Here is a 19,343-nt window from a genome sequence, read left to right as displayed (position 1 = left end):
TCCCCTTACCGCTGCGGAAGCAGCTTCACATATTCATCCGATAAGCCCATCAGCTTCAGAATATAATCATAATCCCCCTGATATTTGCTGTAATCCGCCACAGGCTCGAGCGTATCCAGCGACACCGCCTTACCATCTGCGAAACCCTTGCCCGGCACGAACATAATCTCGTCATTGAAAAAAGTCCCTGTCGGCGAATAATAGCGCATCCCCACCACGTTGCGGTCAATATTAATCAGATCATGTCCAAAAGCCGTGAACCCCTCCTGCTTCAGCGATACGCCGAGCAGATTGGCAAGGGTAGGCAAGATATCGAGCTGCCCCCCGGTGCGCTCTACCACCCGGCCCTTTGCCATTCCCGGCGTATGAATAATAAGCGGGATGTTGAAGCGGCTGATCCGGGAATCGTAAGGGATCCCGAGTGCCTCCTCCACCTGCTCCGGCGGAACATCCTGCGGCTGCAGCCCGAAATGGTCACCGTACAGCACCAGCACAGTATTCTCCCAGAGCCCTTTTTGCTTCAGTCCTTCGACAAGTGTTCCTACAGCGTAATCCGTATAGTTGATGGCCGTCAGATAGTCACCCAGCATCGTATTCTGCAAATGTTCCGGCAGGGTGATTTTTTTGAAGGCATCCGGGATTTTGAAGGGATGATGGCTCGAAGCCGTCACCAGCTGGGCATAGAAGGGTGTTCCTTTGGACTGCAGCGCAACCAGCTTGTCTAAGGCCGTAATATAGAGCTGCTCATCAGAAGCGCCAAAGGCATTGAAATGGTCATTTTTGAAGGCACCCTTGTCATAATAACCATTGAAGCCCAGCGCCGGATACAGCTCATTGCGGTTCCAGAAGCCGACCTTGTTCACATGAAAAGTATACGCCTCATAGCCTTTATCCCGTAAAAGACGCGGCAGGCTCGGCAGCACCCGGTCTCCGAAGCCGGTGGACATGGCAAGCGAAGCAATCGGATAAATGGAGGTATTGCTCATAAACTCGGCATCTGAAGTGTTGCCCGCCCCAATCTGCTGGTAGACATGCGGAAAATAAATTCCTTCCCCGGCCAAACGGTTCAGCACCGGTGTCAGCTCCTGCCCGTCCAGCGACTGATGCAAAGGAAAATTCTGAAAAGCTTCCATCTGAATAACAATTACATTCTTACCCTTTTGCGAACCGAATTCATCGGGGATGATTCCTGCAGGCTTACTACTATAAGGATAAGTAGTCTCAAGCGCGTTCACCTTGGCAATGGTATCCTTGATATCCCCTGTACCGATGAGGCCGCTGTCCTCCTGGGATTTCATTACTGCGAACACCTCATAATTCAGGAACCCTGCGCTCTCCGCCTGTACCAGCTCGTTGGTAATTCCGCGAGCCGCGTGAATGGAGTAGGCTGACAGCGAGCCGCCGCCTATAATCGCAACCAGAATAACGATCCACTGTACTCTTCGTGCGCCCGGTGAGACATAGCGGCGCAGCGGCCGGGATGCCCCTCTGCTCCATCTGCGGAACAGCCAGTAGACAAACATGACCACCAGATCCGCAAAAAATAGATAGTCCACAATCTGGATCGTAGACTCTACGCTCTCTTTTACCTGAAAGACCTGATTCAGCTCATACAAGGCCAGGTAGGTTGGAACCGAGCCAAAATGATTAAAATACACACTGGCCGCAAACAACACCAGCGACATCAGTCCGTTGAATGCCCAGTACACCCCTGTCTTCAGCCGGGCCGGAAGGACCAGGGCCAGAATCCCCATCAGCAGCAGCACCGGAGCCCAATCCGCTGCAATCCATTCCCAGGCAATCCGGTCAAAAAACAGCCCCCGCAGCAGCAGCAGCTTCAGCCAGATCAGCCCTGCCACGATATAGAAATGTGCCCCTACCCGCACAGGCTTACTCTCGTTCATAACTTCCCCTCTTAACTTTTAGATGATTTTTGTTAACCCAATTCTCTTTTTTTGTAAAATCTCAGATTTCTCTAGTATAACAATAGTTCCATGGGTTATCAAAAAAAGGACGCCGCCTTTACAGGCAAACGTCCCTTCATAACTTTTACTTATGATCGCCTCATCTCATCATTCAGAAGTACTTATCTGCCGGTCCATACTGTAGAATACTCCGTCATAGTTAAACGAGGCGTTGATACGAAACTTTCCCCCCGGGCTCTCAAATGTAATGTTCCCTATCGTTTTGTGAACAATCGTATAATCCTCCAGACGGATACCGAACAGTTTATCTGCAATAGCGGCGGCCGAGCGTTGAAGCTTGGTGTTATCCATAGCCAGCAGGTTCGTGTCCTGCTCGCCACGAATTCCGGAATCATAGGACCCTTCGCTATATAAAGTGTCGTCCTCTACTTGCAAGATTTGATGTGTGGCATAATCCATCATCACAGTGGAAGGCCCATTTTCATCCTGACCATATATTAATGTAATTACATCCCAGTCTGCGCCCAAGCTCCGAGTAATCTGATACAAGTGATCTTCGCCCTCGCCTCTAAGCAGCATAAGCGCCTGATCCGCTTTCTGTATTACTTCATCCCCCATCTCACCAGCATCCATGTTAAATGTCGCCCCGGCATAAATGCCGTTTGCATAATCGATTTGTCCTTCTTTTCCGAGGAGAACCTCATGGATCTGGACGGCATCCGCTTCTTGCCAGAGCACTACGTTCCTCTTAAGCCCGGTAACTGTAAACTCCCCCTTATACCCGCTGTCCCGAAGTTTCCCGGTGGCATCACTGATAAGCTTTGGATCAATTTCTTCAAGGCTATAAAGAGCGTTCATATTCCAATCCATCACTTCACCGGTCTGTGTATTTATCCTGAAGGTGCTGGGAGATGTCATATCTCCAAAAATAAGCCGGGCCTCATTTATTTTATCTATACGCTCCAGAGTCACAAAAGGAAGCTTCTTCCCAAGCTGCTCCTGCATCAGACGCTCGGCTGTCTTGCGGAGCCCGGCATCGGTTAGGTCGGGGGTTTTCACCTCCTGATAGAACAACCCCGCCTGTCTGCCTTCACCCAGAATTCCTTTCTGCTGGAGGAAGGCTCCGGTTCCGGCCAACAGCAGAAGGATCGCAGCCGCTATGAAGCTTAATCGCAGCTTATTACTCACCCGCTCCGGGACCAGTGCACCGCTTCGCACACGCATAATGACATTATCGGCTGCCGTATCCGTGAACCTTGATTCCCGGAATGGACCCTTCCGAGCATCTTCATACCACTCAGGCTCCCGCTCCTTCATCATTCCATCCCCCTTAATTTCACCTGGATCTTATGCCGCGCCCGGTGCAGCCTGGATTTGACGGTTCCCGGTGAGAGTCCAGTTAATCCGGCGATTTCCTGAATAGACAGCTCCGCTTTCAGATCCAGCACCAGTACCTCGCGGAACTTGTCAGGAAGCTGCATGATCACGTTCCAGATCTCATCCATCCGGCGGTTGCCAAGGTACTCCATCTCCGCAGAGCGGGTTGTGCCCAGCAGTTCATCAGGGAAGCTATTCTTGGCAGGTTCAGCATGGGTCATCATCTGGACACCGCCCCAGAGCCCTGACCGGAAGAACCGCGATTTGCGGTAAGAGAATACCGTATTCCGGGCTATGGTGAACAACCACGCCTTAAAGGACGAGGAGCCCCGGTAGGTCCCAATCCGGTAATAACATTTAATAAATACCTCCTGCGCCAGGTCGTCCGCTATATCGGCGCTTTTGGTAAGGTAATAAATATAATTCCATATCTCACCGCCGTAAAAATCCATAATCTGCCTCAGCTGTTCTTCGCTCATGGCGGCCGCATGCACCAGCTGCTGGTGTTCCATATCCCATCCCAGTTCCAACGCCTTCACCTCACTTGATATGACCTTAATTCTAATGGAAAGGTTCCCGAAATCACTAAAAAAGACAAAAAAAAGCAGAGGGCCTCTCCCCTCTGCTGTTACATCGTTAGCGGATATATTAGACCAGCGATGTGTGTGCCAACAGTCTTTTAATGGAACGGTTGGCTTCATGCAGCACCGTGTCCTTGTCTACAGTCTTCAGCAGACCTTTATCCATAAGGATGTCTCCGTCGATAATCGTGGTTTCCACATCCGCACGGGTGGCAGAATAGACAATACGGGAGATCGGATCTACATCAAAAGAGGGGAAGGTGTGGAAGTTATAGAGATTCAGGATCGCCAGATCTGCTTTTTTGCCGACTTCAATGCTGCCGATCTGATCCTCCATGCCTACGGCCCGGGCTCCGCCAATTGTCGCCATCCGGAACACACTTCTTGCATCCATCGTGGTCGGTCCATGCTGCGGCTTCTGGATCATGGCAGCCAGCCGCATTTCATTGAACATATCCAGGTTGTTGTTGCATGGAGCACCATCTGCGCCAAGGCTGAGATGGATATGGTCATGCAGCATGGCCGGTGTATCGGCGATACCGGAAGCCAGCTTCAGATTAGAGCCGGGACAATGACTGACATGAACGCCTCTGTCGCGCAAAATCCGCCGCTCCTCCTCATTCACCCAGACACAATGCGCCAGAATCAGGCGTTCATTCGCCAGCCCCAGATGATCCAGATAGACGATGTTTCGCATCCCGGTCATGGCCTGAACGATCTCGATTTCCCCCAAATTCTCAGAGGCATGCGTATGCACCTTAACCCCGTATCGCTCCGAGAGATCGCGCACCTCCCGCAGCAGTTGCTCCGTACAGGAGATCACAAAACGCGGCGAAAATGCATACTGAATCCGTCCACCGCCGTACCCGTTCCATTTTTCAAGCAGATCCACACTCTCCTGCAGCGAAGCCGCCGTCTCCTCCTGCAGCGCTGCGGGTGCATCGGCATTCTTCTGATCCATCATCACCTTGCCAGACAAGGCGCGGATACCGCTCTTCGCAATCGCCTGGAACGCAAAATCCGTATGATTCACCGTCTCCATATCCACAATGGTCGTCGTGCCGCTGGAGATTAGCTCCCCAATTCCCAGCATGGCGGAGTAGTAGAGCGATTCCTCGTCATGCGCCGCTTCGAGCGGCCAGATCCGCTTGCGCAGCCAGTCCATCAGCTCCAGATCATCCCCTTTGCCCCGGAACAGCGTCTGGCAGAGGTGTATATGAGTCTGGACAAAACCGGGGATGACTGTGCGGTTCGTGGCATCAATCACACGTTCATCCCCCTGTGCCGCAAGTCCGGTGCCGATCTCGGTAATCAGGTTGTCCTGGATACGGATATCTCCATATATAATTTCTTCCTGCTTGTTCATAGTGATAATCTCTGCGTTCTTGATCAGAATGTTTGCCATCTTCGTCGTCCCCCTTGTCTTCTGCCATCCTTAGCTGCCGTTAACACAAAAAGGCCACAAAAATATGCCAAGGCATATTTTCGTAGCCAGAAATTTACGGTTCCCGGTAGAGACCCTTAAACCAATTATTAAGGATATACGAAAAAAAGGATTATTCAATTGCTTACTGAATAACCCCATTATAAATGAATGACAACTTTATTGTCAATATGAGTAAGATAAAATAACACTAAATATTTTTTTCAAGAGTTAACATGTAAATAATCGATTGGATAACTCTAATTGTGTTAGTTTATCTATCACTAAATATCAATCTATTGCTTGTCCACTTCACTCGGAACCCCGACTGTTATCTTTTGCAGGCTTGTCCATTATTCATCACCGGATGCCAGCACTTTCTCGAACACAGGAAAGTTCGCTGTCCGCCCCGGAAAATCCACTTCGCCTCTGCGTTCATAGCCAAGGGATGAATACAGCGTCAGTGCCCTGTTATTCTTGGCATAGGTATCCAGCCGTATACTGGTATATCCGCCGCTATTTGCATACTCTTCAGCAAAAGCGATCAGCTTGCGGGCAATCCCTTTGCCCTGAACCTCCGGATGAACGGCCAGCCGGTGCATCATCAGATTCGGCCCCTTTGCCACCAGCCAGTCAATCGCTTTATATTGCTCCGCCTGGTTTTCGTCCAGTACAATGATTCCGGCAATGGCGCCCTGATCCACACAGACATATAAGGTACCGTCAGCAATGTCCTTCCCTATAACCTCACGGTTGGGGTAAGTATCATCCCATTGATCGCTTCCGCCCTCCTGCATGACCTGTACACATTTGGCAATCAGCTCCATGATCTCTCCGATCTCATCTTCTTGAGCAATGCGTATCTCATTCCCACTCATGTACATCCCTGCTTTCCTATCGGCATTTGAACCTGTTAGAGATTCTGTTAAGAAGTCTACCATATCCGGGAGTGAGCTCGATAGTGCAGGGTAATCCGCAGGCTCTATAGAGGCGGCAGACATCTTATGCCTCTACAGAGCCGCTCATTCTGTGACTCCGCGCGGATTAGCCAAGCTCCAGCTTATGCCCGTCCTCGAAGCCCTTGGCGAAACCTGCATCGAACCCCACGTTGTATGCTTCGGTGTAGCCCTGCTGAAAGGCGTCTCCCGGGGGCATTTCCGGAGGGACGCCCAAATCCGGGGGGAGCGGTACCACCTGCGGCACGGGCGGAGCCTCAACAGCGGCTACTACCTGTACAGGCGGCTGAATGACATGCACCCTCCGGGCGATCCGGCGGCGGAGCCTTCTTTTTCTGCGCAGCAAGAGACTTCTCTTGGTCTTGCCCGTACGGCGGATTAAACCTCTGCGCGTTTTGCGCAAAGGCCCTTTGCGGACTCTGGCTTTGCGCGACAGCAGTATGCGTCTGCGGGTTCTGCCGCCCGAGCGCAGCTTTCCAAGTTTCTTTTTCTTCATCCTTCCACTCCTCCTGTACTCCTTGTACTTCCAGAGGTACCGCCTGCGCAAGCCGTACTCAGCCAAGGCGCAGCAGGAATTCCCCGTTTGGGCCGGTGCAGCGAAATACCGGACATCATCCGGCACATCGCGCTTTGATATTGGCTTAGAATCCGGATATTGTCGCTCAGCTTGCGGGCTGTCAGCTCCGATTGCCCTGTAACCTCGGCGATACTCTCCAGGATGGCCGCAAGTGCAGCCTGACTGCGGGCAATGGAGCGGATCATCTCCAGCTTGACGGCATGTTCAGAGAGCAGCCCGCCGCTCATTTGCTGTCTTCCCCAAAATCAAATCCTTCGCCGGACATACCGCCGAACCCTTCGCCGCTTTCTTCACCGCTGCCCAGCACCGCTTTTAGATTGCTGTACAGTCCGTTCTCCAGCTTGGTCAGCCCCTCTACCATTTCCACGATCACCTCATGAATGGAGATGGATTCCTTCAGCTGTTCTTCATGGGAGTCGAACGCTCTAGCGTGGATATGATGCTGTGCCCACTGCTTCACTTTTTCCGCTTCCACCGCTTTAGCCTCAAGGATCATCGCGATGTTCCACTGAATAGTGGCGGACGACTCCAGCATCTGCAGAAAAGCCTTTTCTCTGCTCATCTTCCACCTCCTGCTCCTTAAGCGCTACTCTTCTTCCTGGCCGCCCAGTTCCTTGATGACCCTGCCTACCCCTTCAGCCATCGCCTCTTCGAGGTCAGCGATTGCGTTCAGGTAGGCAATAATATTTTTGTTAACCTGACCCGTGCTCTCCACCAGCCCGCTGAATCCGCCAAAGTCAGGCTCCACATCCGGCAGATCATGGACAATTTGCGACATACGGACGGCTACGTGGCGTTCGGCATCGAGAATCCGCGCCATCTGTTCGTGCGTATGGGCCATGTGCTGCAGGACCTTCGTTATTTTACTCTGCACCTTCATGTCTCCTTTGCTCAAACGCCCTGCTACAGCATATGCGGCAGAAGCCCCCGCGGTGCGCGCCCTTACTGTAGGTTACTGCGGAATAGCTGGGGAGGAGGCAGGGGGTGGCGGTAACGGCGGACTGGTAATTTGGCACATTCATAGGGATGTTAAATATTGACAAATGTTGAATAGCGATATTATGCTGAGAGTGGATTTTAACCTTTTACATAAGAATCTCGGAAGCGGCAAGAGCGGAACAGGAGGTATTTCTGTTGAAAATCATTAGCGGCCGTTTGGATTTACGGCCTTTAACACTGGTAGAGCTATCCTTGGCAGGAATCAATTATGCCGGACTGGAGCAGACTCTGGGCCTGAACCCCAGTGGTACGGAGCTGGACGATGAAATGCTATATGCCATGCAGATCCGGTACTCCAAAGTAATGAAGGACCCGCTCAACTATCCGTGGCTGACGAACTGGGCGGTTATTCAGCGGGAAGAGCAGCGCCTGATCGGCTTCATCATTCTCAAAGGCTGCCCTAATGATCAGGGCGAAGTCATCCTGGGTTATCTCATCCATGAGAGCCACCGCAGACAAGGCTACGCTACGGAGGCTGTGCAGTGTATCTGCGACTGGATCTTCAGCGATCCCCGGGCACTCTGGGTTATTGCCGATACGGAAAAAGATAATACCGCTTCGCACAAGGTGCTTGAGCACCTGGGCGCACACAAGCACCGGGAAGCGGATGAGCTGATCTGGTGGCGGATCGCCCGGCCTGCTGCCCCGGCTCCTGCAGAGAGCGGGGTAGCGGGCCGGTAGCCGGGGAGCCGGGCTGCTGGCGGGGAGCCGGGCTGCTGAAACTGCGGGAGATTGGCATATTGCGCACGCAAAAAAACACGCGCCTCACGGCAGCGTGTTTTTCAGCTTTTCTCCAGCTTCATAAAGAGACTGGAACGTTCCTGCGTCACTCCACCATTCCTTGAGCACATCGTAACTGAGTCTACGGTTTGCTGCGTAAATGTTGTTCACGTCGGTAATCTCAAGCTCCCCTCTCTTGGAGGGAGATACGCGCCGGATAATATCAAATACAGCCTCATCGTACATGTAAATGCCGGTTACGCAATATGTTGACTTCGGATGCTCCGGCTTCTCTTCGATATAGGCAATCAAGCCGGTATCCTGACTGTCGAACACCGGGACGCCGTATCTTCTCGCATCCTCTACCGGTTTCAATAAGACCTTGGCAGTCCCCTTAGGCTGCTGCAGATACCTCTTCATATAAGGCATCAGATCATCCATAAAAAGATTGTCACCAAGCAGCACAACAAACCGCTCACCCGGGAGAATGAACCCCTCCGCTAGCTCCAGTGCCTCCGCAATGCCACCGGCAGCCTCCTGAATTTTGTAAGTCAGAGAGACGCCAAACTCTGCGCCGCTGCCTAAAAAATCCGTATATTGTCCCGCGGACTGCTTGCTGATGACCAGGAGAATATCGGTTATGCCCCCCCGGCGCAATCGGTCGATACCGTAACACACCATGGGATATTTGCCGACCGGAAGCAAATGTTTGTTCATAAGCCGGGTCAGCGGATATAGCCTTGATCCTGTTCCGCCCGCCAGTATGACTCCTTTCACTTACTTTCCTCCTTTTTATCTGTGGCTTTAGCCTTTGGGTCAACCGTTTAGATGAACTGTGCAGGATCTATGCTCCATTTATCCATAAATATCCTGCGCCCCCGTTCCACCAGCTCCTGAAGCCCGGAGGAGTAGACCTCCTTGAAGCTGGCGCTTCCTTCATGATGCACAAGGCAATTCCCGGCGATCAGCAGACGGTAACCCCGCAGCCGGGCGCGGTAGCAGTAATCATCGTCCTCATAATGTCCGGGAGAGTACCGCTCATCCAGGAGTCCAATGGTGTCCATCAGCTCTCTTTTTAATAAAAAGCATAGACCGACCAGCCGCCGTGTTTCTCTCCACCCGAGAAGACCTTGGAGACTCACCCGCTGAGCCTCAGCATGGAATTCGGAGATATTCGCGTATGACGTCGCCACCTGCTGCCGGCCGCTGGCATAATTCGTTACAGGCCCCACGATGCCGATGTCCGGTGCACTGTACAAAGCCTGCTTGAGGTTCTCCAACCAACCCCTCGGTACAATAACGTCATTGTTCAAAAGCAACAGTTCATCCCCTGAGGCCAACTGCAATCCCAGATTACAAGCCACCGGAAATCCCCGGTTCTCTGGAAGTGAAATAAAGGTCAGCTTATTCTCACGGCAATAAACATCGGTACCATCCGTTGAGGCATTGTCGACCACGATGATTTCATAAGCGTGTTCCGTATTTGCCCTGATGGATTCAATACAGGAGCGCAGCAGCCCGACCCTGTTGTACGTAGGAATTATGATACTGGTTATCGTCATAGGCTGTTCCTCCAGGCTGCCAATTGCCGCCGTTGCTCCAGCAGGTTTTCACCGGTGAACCCGCAGCTTTTGTCGCGGTGGATCAACACCCGAAGCAGCGCTTCGGCATGATCCCCGGTAATCAGCTGCTCTATGGCGTTGCCGGCTCCTATGTTTCCCTGGCGGAGACGGTTACGCTTAATGACGTTTACCGTCCCGGCTTTCTCTACCCGCAGCTGCTCTATAATCGAGATCGCCTGCGCTTTGGGAGGGACCATTAGCTCACGGTAGCCGATCCGCTCGAGGGCCCTCCGTGACAAGGCGTGCGGCACAGCGGTCATCGAGCTGACACCCAGATCACTGCGCCCCAATACGCTGTTCAGATACAGCTTGCAGCGGGTGACATCGTCGCTTAAGCCAAATGCAGGCAGCAACATATCCAGATCATTCAGCGCCACATCCACCCCGCCGTCCACGGCCGCTGCAAAAATAGCCAGCTGCGGCGCAGGAATGACCATATCTCCATCAAGGAACAGCAGGATGTCCCCCCGGCTGAGCTTGGCCCCAATGGCCCGGCCCACGTCATGCCCGGCAGATTCCGGGCAATGCACCACTGCGGCCTGCTTGCATAGCCGGGCGAACTTATAACTGTCATCCGTGCACCCATTCAGGACTACGATGATTTCGGCCGGATGTAGCCGCTCTACCTGTTTCAACAACCCAGGTAGGGCTTGCCTTTCATTGCGGGCCGATATAATCACCGACAACGCTCCATTCAGTTGCGGCAGCTGCGGCTTTGCTCCCCGGTAAGTGGAGGAGCCTCGAGCCTTAACACCTGCCGCTACGCGGCGAGAGGGACGGCCGACTCTTTGCCGGTTGGAGGCAGGACTGCCGGTGGTACTCCGGCGGACTGCGGCTCCTCCGGCCGTGGCAGCAGGAGTCTTCTTGCGGCGGCCGATGGAACGGACCGCTCCATTCCGGCGGGAAGATGAAGCTCCTGCCGCCTCAATAAGGGCAGCCGCAGAACTGCCTTGGGCGGTTGCGCCCGGTGAGACAGATGCGGCAGAGGCACCAGACAAGGCAGCCCGCGCCCGCCGCACAGCCGCAGTCTGCCGTGCTTGGTCCTTAGCACCGCGGGCGGGAAGTGCCGCAGGTGTCTTTTGCCGGGAGCTTGATATAGATTCAGACATCACCGCTCTCATCTCACCATCTCCCTCCGCCGGTTCCCGTCGCCGAACCCCGCTCTTTCGCCTCTGCGCTGAATCACCAGGCCTGCCGCATCAAGATGATCCTTAAGAATCACCTCGCGTAGCGGATCCGTCCCCGCCCGCTTGGGGCGGATTGCATTCAGCCTGCCGACAGGGATCTTATGCACCGCCTTCACAGACAAGCCGTCAAGCACAGCCTGGGCATGTGCCAGGGGCGGCCTTGACAACAGGCTGCTTCCCAGACTGGCATAAGCTCTGCGGCTGAGCGCATGGGGTACCGCCGTCATGGAGCAGCCTTTCAGGTCCGGACGCCCAAGAATAATATTGAGCGCATGCTTGGAGAGTACTACCGGATGCGGGAAGTGGCCGCGTACCGGACCTGAATAATCATTAAGAGCGACATCTGTTCCTTGACTGACTGCGGCCACAAAGGGACGCAGCTGTGAAGCAGGAATGACTAGATCACCATCGGTAAAAAGAAGAACTTCCCCCTTGGCAGCCTCTGCTCCGATACTGCGGCCCACATCATGTCCTAGCGGCTGCTCGAAGAGAATGACATGGGCACCCAGTGATAACGCGATGTCTGCCGTATGATCGGCAGAACCATTCACCACAACAATAACCTCACAACGGGGATGGACTCCCCTCGCACCGGCAATCACCTTAGCGATCGTTCCGGCTTCATTCATAGCCGGAATAATCACCGACACATAAGGGTCCGGGTGATTGGCCACAGGGCGCAGCACGTCAGAACGCACCGGCCGGGAAGTCCTCCGCGTTGGTCGCAAAGCCCGCCGACCCGTGCGGCGGGCAGATGTACGTGTATGCTTCAAGCTCATCCACCTTCCTTGCAGGGCATGGTCTCCGGGCTGAGGGTTACATCACAGTCTATGTATTCCGCTGTCCCGGGTAACGGCAAGTGTCTCCCCCTGCGCAGAAATTTGGACAAAAGCCCGCTCACCGCCTAATGTCCGGTACAAGTATTCGTATGTAAGGATACTGGAGCAGCGAATATGGGCTTCAGCGCCCGCAGCAACCAGAACCAGGTTTTCTCATCATCCCGGAAATGACCGGCTCCAGTTCATCACCGCACAAAGGGCGCAGCCTTTGGCTGCGCCCTTTGCCCTTATCCATTCACTTCCTAAGGTTCTGATCTGCCCCATCTTTTCCTTGGGATCAGCCCTTCCTTCCATCTTGTATCTTAACCTCTACCTGCTCCCGTCAGCCGACTAATCAAATACCCGATGATCCGCTACCGGCTTCACCAAGGGAGTGCCAAGGGCAATCCAGGATAACACACCGTAGAAATGTGAGGTTTCACGCAGCCGCACCACTTCTATAACCGCTTCTCCGGCCCCTCTGTTCTTCAATGAAGCATGAAAGAAAGGTTGATTGGTCATCGCAACAAGGACATAACCGGTGTGGCCGAAGCTTTCATCAAAAGCTACTGTCACCTCTACACTCTCTGCATCACCGTTGAACATAAAGGCTGTCATGCCAAACTGCTGCAGCACCTCCCGGTTGCCCGCACTCTGTACCGGACTGAACGACAGGTGCTCGGTATTTACCGAGCCAGGCGTCAGATGATCGCCCGTGATGGCACCAGGAGCAATATGGTAACCCTGTACGCTGTCCTCTTCCAAATGGCGGGTTTGGATAGCGAATGAGGTGATTTTGGAAGCATCCACCGCTTCATCCTGAAGCTCAGAATTCCCCACTGCACCTTCAGCCAGATGCGCTGTTCCGATACAGCCGAATGCGAGTTTCTCCCCTGTGATGCTACCTTCCGGCAGCAGCTCCGCGCTGCGGGTTTCCTCCGCGAGATGTTCCAGCTTAATGATGCCTGGACTCAAATGCCGTTCTTCCAGCGTTCCATCGGCGAGATGCCCGCCTTGGATACTCTGGAGCTGCAGATGCTGCGATTCTACAGCACCCGCTGCCAGCTTACTTCCGTCAACGCTACCGTCCGGCAGCAGTTCAGAGCTCAGCGCACTCTCGGCCAAATGTTCAAAATGGATACTGCCAGGGCGGATATGGCGGCCGTCCACGGAACCCGGGGATAAATGGCCTCCGTATACACTGGCCGGAGCCAGATGGTAGGGCCCCACCGCTCCTGCCGCCAGCTTGCTGCCGCCAATGCTGCCATCCGGCAGCAGCTCCGCGCTGCGGACTTCATCTGCCAGATGCTCCAGCTTAATGATGCCGCTGTCCAAATGGCGTTCTTCCACCGCTCCATCTGCGAGATGACCGCCTTGGATGCTCTGCGGCTCCAGATGCTGCGAACCCACCGCTCCTGCCGCCAGCTTGCTGCCGCCAATACTGCCATCCGGCAGCAGCTCCGCGCTACGGACTTCATCCGCCAGATGCACCAGCTTGATGATGCCGCTGCTCAAATGGCGTTCTTCCACCGCTCCATCTGCCAGATGACCGCCTTGGATGCTCTGCGCCTCCAGATGCTGTGATCCTACCGCTCCTGCCGCCAGCTTGCTGCCGCCGATGCTGCCATCCGGTAGCAGCTCCGCGCTGCGGACTTCATCCGCCAGATGCTCCAGCTTGATGATTCCGCTGTCCAAATGGCGTTCTTCCACCGCTCCATCTGCCAGATGACCGCCTTGGATGCTCTGCGCCTCCAGATGCTGTGATCCTACCGCTCCTGCCGCCAGCTTGCTGCCGCCGATGCTGCCATCCGGTAGCAGCTCCGCGCTGCGGACTTCATCCGCCAGATGCTCCAGCTTGATGATTCCGCTGTCCAAATGGCGTTCTTCCACCGCTCCATCTGCCAGATGACCGCCTTGGATGCTCTGCGCCTCCAGATGCTGTGATCCTACCGCTCCTGCCGCCAGCTTGCTGCCGCCGATGCTGCCATCCGGTAGCAGCTCCGCGCTGCGGACTTCATCCGTCAGATGATCCAGCTTGATGATCCCGCTACCCAAATGGCGTTCTTTCACAGCTCTATCTGCCAGATGACCGCCCTGGATGATCTGCGGCTGCAGATGCTGCGAACCCACTGCTCCTGCCGCCAGCTTACTGCCTCCAATGCTGCTATCCGGCAGCAGCTCTGCGCTATGGACTTCATCTGCCAGATGCTCCAGCTTGATGATGCCACTGCTCAAATGACGCTCTTCCACCGCTCCATCTGCCAAATGACCGCCTTGGATACTCTGCGGCTGAAGATGCTGCGAATCCACTGCTCCTGCCGCCAGCTTGCTGCCGCCTATGCTACCATCCGGCAGCAGCTCCGCGCTGCGGACTTCATCCGCCAGATGCTCCAGCTTGATGATCCCGCTGCTCAAATGGCGCTCCTCCACCGCTCCATCTGCCAGATGACCGCCCTGGATACTCTGCGGCTGCAAATGCTGTGATCCTACCGCACCTGCCGCCAGCTTGCTGCCTCCAATACTGCCGTCCGGCAGCAGCTCAGCACTACGGACTTCATCCGCCAGATGCTCCAGCTTGACGATTCCGCTGCCCAAATGGCGTTCTTCCACCGCTCCATCTGCAAGATGACCGCCCTGGATGATCTGCGGCTCCAGATGCTGCGAACCCACCGCACCTGCCGCCAGCTTACTGCCTCCTACACTACCGTCAGGCAGCAGATCCGCGCTCAGCGTCTCAGCGGCCAGATGCCCCAGCTGGATGCTTCCGGGGCGGATATGGCGGCTGTCTACCGCATCCGCTGCCAAATGTCCTCCATATACGCTTCCGGAAGCCAGCTGTGAAGAACCCACTGCGCCAGCAGCCAGCTTGCTGCCTCCAATACTGCCATCCGGCAGCAGTGCTGCACTGCGCGTCTCATCTGCAAGATGCTCAAGCTTGATCAGACCTGGACGCAGATGCCGCTCCTGTAGTATTCCGTCTGCAAGATGTTCACCATAAATGCTTTCCTGCTGGAGATTCAGCGAACTCACCGCACCGGCTGTGAGCTTCCCGCTTCCAATACTGTCATCCGGCAGCCATTCAGAGGTCAGCGTTTCCTTGGCCAGATGTTCAAGCAGAATGCTGCCGGAACGGATATGGCGGCTGTCTATCGCATCTGTTGTCAGATGATCCGCATACACACTGCCTGTAGCCAGATGGAACGAACCAACCGAACCCTCGGCCAGCTTGGAGCCGCCGATGCTTCCATCCGGCAGGAAGTCTGCACTACGCGTCTCTTCCGCCAGATGCGCCAGGGTAATCTCTCCGGGACGAATATGCTGTCCTTCCACCGCTTCCGCCGCCAAATGCCCTGCCCTTACACTTCCGGCGGCCAGATGGTCTGACCCCACAGCACCCGTTGCCAGCTTCTCTCCGGTAATACTGCCATCCGGCAAAATCTGCACACTGCGGACTTCTTCAGCCAGATGCGCTAAGGTGATTCCACCTTGCCCGATGTGCTTCCCTTCCACCGAAGCTTTCGCCAAATGGCTGCCTGCCACACTTTCCGGCGCAAGGTGGCGGGATGAGACTGCGCCTTCTATCAGCTTGGCTCCACTGATGCTGCCATCTTGAATCTGAATGGAAGAGATGGAGCTCGGGCTGATATGTCCGTTCCCGATAGACATCGGACGGATATGCGCCCCGCCAACACTCCCCGGCGCCAGATGTCTTCCCTGCACAGCGCCGTCACTGACTGCCCCAGAACCCACAGCCCCCGCATTCAGGTGCTCTGCCTGAACGGCAGATGCCGCCAGCTTAGAAGCCTCCACGCTTCCATCTGCCAGCTTGATGGCTGTAACAGCCAGATCGCCCAACTTATCGGTCGATACACTTTCCGGTGACAGCTTCAATGAAGTGACAGCATGATCAGCCAAATGATGCGGCTGCACTATACCTGCAGAGAGATGGATTTCCTTTACCGCCCCGTTTGCCAGTTTCTCACCCACTACCGAACCTGGCTGAAGGGCAGAGGAGGTCACACTGTTATCCCCCAAATGTCTGCGCTCTACAGCCCCCGGTGCCAAATGTTCGGTATCCACCGCCTCCCGCTGTAATACGCGGCCGCTGATACTGGAATCTGCGAGATGCTTTTCCTCCACTGTACAAAAAGCAATATGTTCCCCGCTGACAGCTTCCCGCGCGATTGCGTTGCCGCCAACCGCACCCGGAGCCAGCTTGGCGGTAATAACACTCCCATCCGCTAATTTGTCCGGGGTAATACTTTGCGGACGGAGATGTTCTCCGTCAACCGATCCAAAAGCCAGTTGATCCCCGGTAACTGCTCCGTCTGCCAAATGGCCCGTAAGTATCGACTGTTCTTGCAGTTGCTCTGAACCGACGGAGTCCGCCGCCAGATGGGAATGCTCTACTGACTCGCGCTGCAGATGAACGGATGCGACAGCCTGCATGGCAATCTGAGGTCCCCTTACCGCAGATTTGGCAATGTGCCGTGTCGTCACAGCTTCGTCCGCCAGCTTGTGGGCAAGAATGCTCTGGTCCGCTATTTTGGAAGAAGTAACTGCCTGCTCCACAAGCTGAGCGGTTCCTACCGCCCCTTCCGCCAACTTCACAAAAGAAATACTGCGGTCCGCCAAATGACGGCCGGCAATCTCCCCGTCAGCGATGTGGCTGCCGTTCACACTTTCCGGGCTTAAGTGCTGGGCTCTTACGGCTTCCTTGCCAATCTGGCGCGAACCTACCGCACCATCAGCGAGATGGCCGCTGTCGATGACCCCGGACTGAAGCTGTTCTTTGCCGATCAGGCGGCTGGCAAGCTGCTCCGGCCCGATGGCTCCCGGAGCCAGATGCTTAGCTGTAATGGCGCCAAGGCTGATATGCCGGCTCTCAATAACAGCATCCCCGAGCTTGTCGCCGCTGATCTCACCGTCAGCGATTTTGTCGCTTGTTACCGCTTCGTCCGCCAGCTTGGAACGGTCAATGCTCCCGTTGGCCAGATGGCGGCTGACAATGGTGCTGCTCCCTATTTTCTCGCCGGTCACCGCTCCATCCTCGATCAGGTCGGAGGTGATGATGCAGTCACTAAGATGACGGCTGGTAATGGCCTGGTCGGCAATCTGACCTCCGCCGATAATCCGGTCAGCCAGCTTATCCGGTCCAATACTGCCGTTCTTGAGCTTTTCGCCGCCGATCGAATGGTCGAGCAGCTTGCCGCCGCTGATACTTCCCTCCGCCAAATGCTCACCCGTTACCGATTCAGGGGCCAGCTTGGAGGAAGTTACTGCCTTGTCCGCGATATTGATGCTCTGCACAGCATAATCCTGCAGCCAAGGCGTGCCGATGATGCCGAATTTCAGCTTGGACCCGTCGATGGTGCGGGGGGCGATTTTGCTTCCCGTAACGGCAGCGTCGGACAAATCATCCGTATATACGGGCTGGAGACGTTCTTTTTCCGCCACTGGCAGTATGACTTCAGGGTTCAATGGTAAAGACTCCGCAGCCGAAACGGTATGTTCCACCACTTGTTCCTGAAGTGTTTGCTGATCAAGTTCGGCAGATTGCACGGATTCCGCTGCTTCAAGCATATCCACCCCGCTAACCTTCATAGTTATACTCCCGGTATCCGGAGCTACGCTGCCGGAGGTATCTGTAACCTCCTGTACCTTGGGACTGCTTCCCAGCATACTGAGTTCCTTCATATTCGGATTATCCACAACATAGAGCGGCTTTTTGGAACTGCGGCGCTGATTTTTTCTGGAGCCCTTCACAAGCAGTCTCCTCCTTCCATCTATTGTTTCTCCTAGGCATCATATGCAGGGCGCTGGGCGGATGACACCCGTTTACACCAAGCCTGTAAAATCTGAATCGTCCCGGAGGAACCGAACTTTTACAAAAAAGGGCATCTGTTACCGCACATCCGTCCACCCTAAAGGGCGGCTACACACATACAATGACACAGATAGAGGAACAGCCGGAACTATAGAAGATAACGGGAGGAACGAACATGGGGCAAAAGCTCGTGGGAATCTTGCTAAATGCCGCTATGCACCGGGGCGTTCCCCGGCAAAAAACGGGACAGGAGTCGCTGAAAAGCTACGAGGAAGCCGCCGCCGCATACGGATTGACCCCCAGCTTCCTGAAACTGTCCGACATTGACACGCATACCGGATACAGCATCGCATATATGAAAGAAACCCGAGGCTATAGAAGAGTGATCATCCCGACGCCAGACGTTATCCATAACCGGGCAATCTACGATCCAGGCAGCCATGGAATCGATAGACTGCTGGGCAGCGGTATACAGGTATATAATACATGCAACCGCTATGGCAAAGATCAGATCCATGGACTGCTGGAGCAGAATGCCGGACTGCGCGGGCTTCTGCCCGCCACCTCGGCTGGAAGATCCGGACTGAAGGAGATGATGGACAGCTATTCTGACCTCATTCTCAAGCCTTGCCGCGGCAGTATCGGTCAAGGCGTAATGCGCCTGACGCGGAGTAGCCCAGGAATCTGGCGCTGGAGTTATCTGCCTCTCGGCTACCGCAGCTGGATCAGCCTCCAGGTGAATCAGGATGCACTGCCCAGAGCACTTCGGGTGCGTCTGGCTTCCACCCCCTACCTGGTTCAGGAACGTATCTCGCTGGCCGAGATTGGGGGCCGTCCGTTTGATCTGCGTGTCACGGTGCAGCGCGGCTGGGGCGGGGAATGGCAGGTCACCGGACTATTCGCCAAACGTGCGGCACCAGGCGGCTTCGTCTCCAACATTGCCCGGGGTGGAGAAGCACTGGACTCTTCATATGCACTGGAGCAGGTATTCTCCGGGGCAGCGGCAGCAAACATCCGCATGTCTGTTCTGGCTTACAGCCTCAGCATTGCACGTGAGCTGGAGCGGAGCCTTCCGGGGCTTGCAGACATCGGGCTAGACATGGGCGTTACGGACAAAGGCCAGGTCTATTTCATCGAATGCAACGGCCGCGATCAGCGCTACGGCTTCCGCAAAGCCGGACTGACCGGAGCCTGGAAGGAGAGTTACCGGAAGCCTATGGCCTATGCACGATATCTGCTTGACCATCCTTCACGGCACATCCGTTATTGATTTGTCTCTTATTCTATGTCAATATAATGCAGAGCGAAGACGGTCCTGGACCCAGGGCCGT

16 protein-coding genes and 1 riboswitch are annotated in these 19,343 nt (G+C 54.8%); of the genes, 2 read left to right on the top strand and 14 right to left on the bottom strand.

Features of this window, described 5'->3' with window-relative positions; genetic code table 11:
* Positions 1-5 precede the first annotated feature (5 nt).
* From ACAN54_RS20015 to ACAN54_RS19975, 9 genes are all read right to left on the bottom strand, one after another.
* Positions 6-1,904 (bottom strand): LTA synthase family protein, encoded by a 1,899-nt coding sequence (locus ACAN54_RS20015; RefSeq protein WP_379159324.1) that lies wholly within the window; start codon positions 1,902-1,904, stop codon positions 6-8.
* 168 nt (positions 1,905-2,072) lie between these two features.
* Positions 2,073-3,242: a hypothetical protein gene (locus tag ACAN54_RS20010; protein WP_379159320.1), complete on the bottom strand. Its 1,170-nt coding sequence runs from the start codon at positions 3,240-3,242 to the stop codon at positions 2,073-2,075.
* Positions 3,242-3,832 (bottom strand): RNA polymerase sigma factor, encoded by a 591-nt coding sequence (locus ACAN54_RS20005; protein WP_379159317.1) that lies wholly within the window; start codon positions 3,830-3,832, stop codon positions 3,242-3,244. The genes ACAN54_RS20010 and ACAN54_RS20005 overlap by 1 nt, the downstream gene beginning before the upstream one ends.
* Positions 3,833-3,950: 118 nt before the next feature.
* A complete protein-coding gene (locus ACAN54_RS20000) occupies positions 3,951-5,288 on the bottom strand; it encodes a 5'-deoxyadenosine deaminase (protein ID WP_379159314.1) in 1,338 nt (445 codons plus the stop codon).
* Between the two features lie 63 nt (positions 5,289-5,351).
* A riboswitch (purine riboswitch) is annotated at positions 5,352-5,450 on the bottom strand.
* 209 nt (positions 5,451-5,659) lie between these two features.
* Positions 5,660-6,184 (bottom strand): GNAT family N-acetyltransferase, encoded by a 525-nt coding sequence (locus tag ACAN54_RS19995; protein ID WP_379159311.1) that lies wholly within the window; start codon positions 6,182-6,184, stop codon positions 5,660-5,662.
* Positions 6,185-6,350: 166 nt separating this feature from the next.
* Entirely contained in the window at positions 6,351-6,758 is a 408-nt protein-coding gene (locus ACAN54_RS19990) for a hypothetical protein (protein WP_379159308.1), read from the bottom strand.
* Positions 6,755-7,066, bottom strand: coding sequence for a hypothetical protein (locus tag ACAN54_RS19985; protein WP_379159305.1), 312 nt, complete (start codon positions 7,064-7,066; stop codon positions 6,755-6,757). Before ACAN54_RS19985 ends, ACAN54_RS19990 begins: the two co-directional genes overlap by 4 nt.
* Positions 7,063-7,401: an alpha-helical endospore appendage domain-containing protein gene (locus ACAN54_RS19980; RefSeq protein WP_379159302.1), complete on the bottom strand. Its 339-nt coding sequence runs from the start codon at positions 7,399-7,401 to the stop codon at positions 7,063-7,065. The genes ACAN54_RS19985 and ACAN54_RS19980 overlap by 4 nt, the downstream gene beginning before the upstream one ends.
* Positions 7,402-7,425: 24 nt before the next feature.
* On the bottom strand, positions 7,426-7,719 hold the full coding sequence (locus tag ACAN54_RS19975) for a nucleoside-diphosphate sugar epimerase (RefSeq protein ID WP_083606978.1): 294 nt from the start codon (positions 7,717-7,719) through the stop codon (positions 7,426-7,428).
* 254 nt (positions 7,720-7,973) lie between these two features.
* Between ACAN54_RS19975 and ACAN54_RS19970 the strand changes: the two genes are divergently transcribed.
* Complete coding sequence (locus ACAN54_RS19970) at positions 7,974-8,519, top strand: GNAT family N-acetyltransferase (protein ID WP_379159299.1); 546 nt, start codon at positions 7,974-7,976, stop codon at positions 8,517-8,519.
* Positions 8,520-8,603: 84 nt separating this feature from the next.
* Here the strand turns inward: ACAN54_RS19970 and ACAN54_RS19965 are convergent, their stop codons facing one another.
* The 5 genes from ACAN54_RS19965 to ACAN54_RS19945 all read right to left on the bottom strand — a co-directional run bounded on the left by ACAN54_RS19965 (position 8,604) and on the right by ACAN54_RS19945 (position 17,951).
* On the bottom strand, positions 8,604-9,335 hold the full coding sequence (locus ACAN54_RS19965) for a sugar phosphate nucleotidyltransferase (protein WP_379159297.1): 732 nt from the start codon (positions 9,333-9,335) through the stop codon (positions 8,604-8,606).
* Positions 9,336-9,382: 47 nt separating this feature from the next.
* Positions 9,383-10,120, bottom strand: a complete 738-nt coding sequence (locus ACAN54_RS19960; RefSeq protein ID WP_379159294.1) for a glycosyltransferase family 2 protein — start codon at positions 10,118-10,120, stop codon at positions 9,383-9,385.
* A complete protein-coding gene (locus tag ACAN54_RS19955) occupies positions 10,117-11,301 on the bottom strand; it encodes a glycosyltransferase family 2 protein (protein ID WP_379159291.1) in 1,185 nt (394 codons plus the stop codon). Before ACAN54_RS19955 ends, ACAN54_RS19960 begins: the two co-directional genes overlap by 4 nt.
* Positions 11,298-12,146 (bottom strand): glycosyltransferase family 2 protein, encoded by an 849-nt coding sequence (locus ACAN54_RS19950; RefSeq protein WP_379159288.1) that lies wholly within the window; start codon positions 12,144-12,146, stop codon positions 11,298-11,300. Before ACAN54_RS19950 ends, ACAN54_RS19955 begins: the two co-directional genes overlap by 4 nt.
* 390 nt (positions 12,147-12,536) lie before the next feature.
* Positions 12,537-17,951, bottom strand: coding sequence for a WIAG-tail domain (locus ACAN54_RS19945; protein ID WP_379159285.1), 5,415 nt, complete (start codon positions 17,949-17,951; stop codon positions 12,537-12,539).
* Positions 17,952-18,187: 236 nt separating this feature from the next.
* Between ACAN54_RS19945 and ACAN54_RS19940 the strand changes: the two genes are divergently transcribed.
* Entirely contained in the window at positions 18,188-19,282 is a 1,095-nt protein-coding gene (locus ACAN54_RS19940; RefSeq protein ID WP_379159282.1) for a YheC/YheD family endospore coat-associated protein, read from the top strand.
* Positions 19,283-19,343: the final 61 nt, after the last annotated feature.

It is taken from the genome of Paenibacillus diazotrophicus (genome assembly GCF_042610465.1).
The sequence above is the reverse complement of the archived record's forward strand: the minus strand, read 5'-3'. Positions and strand labels throughout refer to the sequence as shown.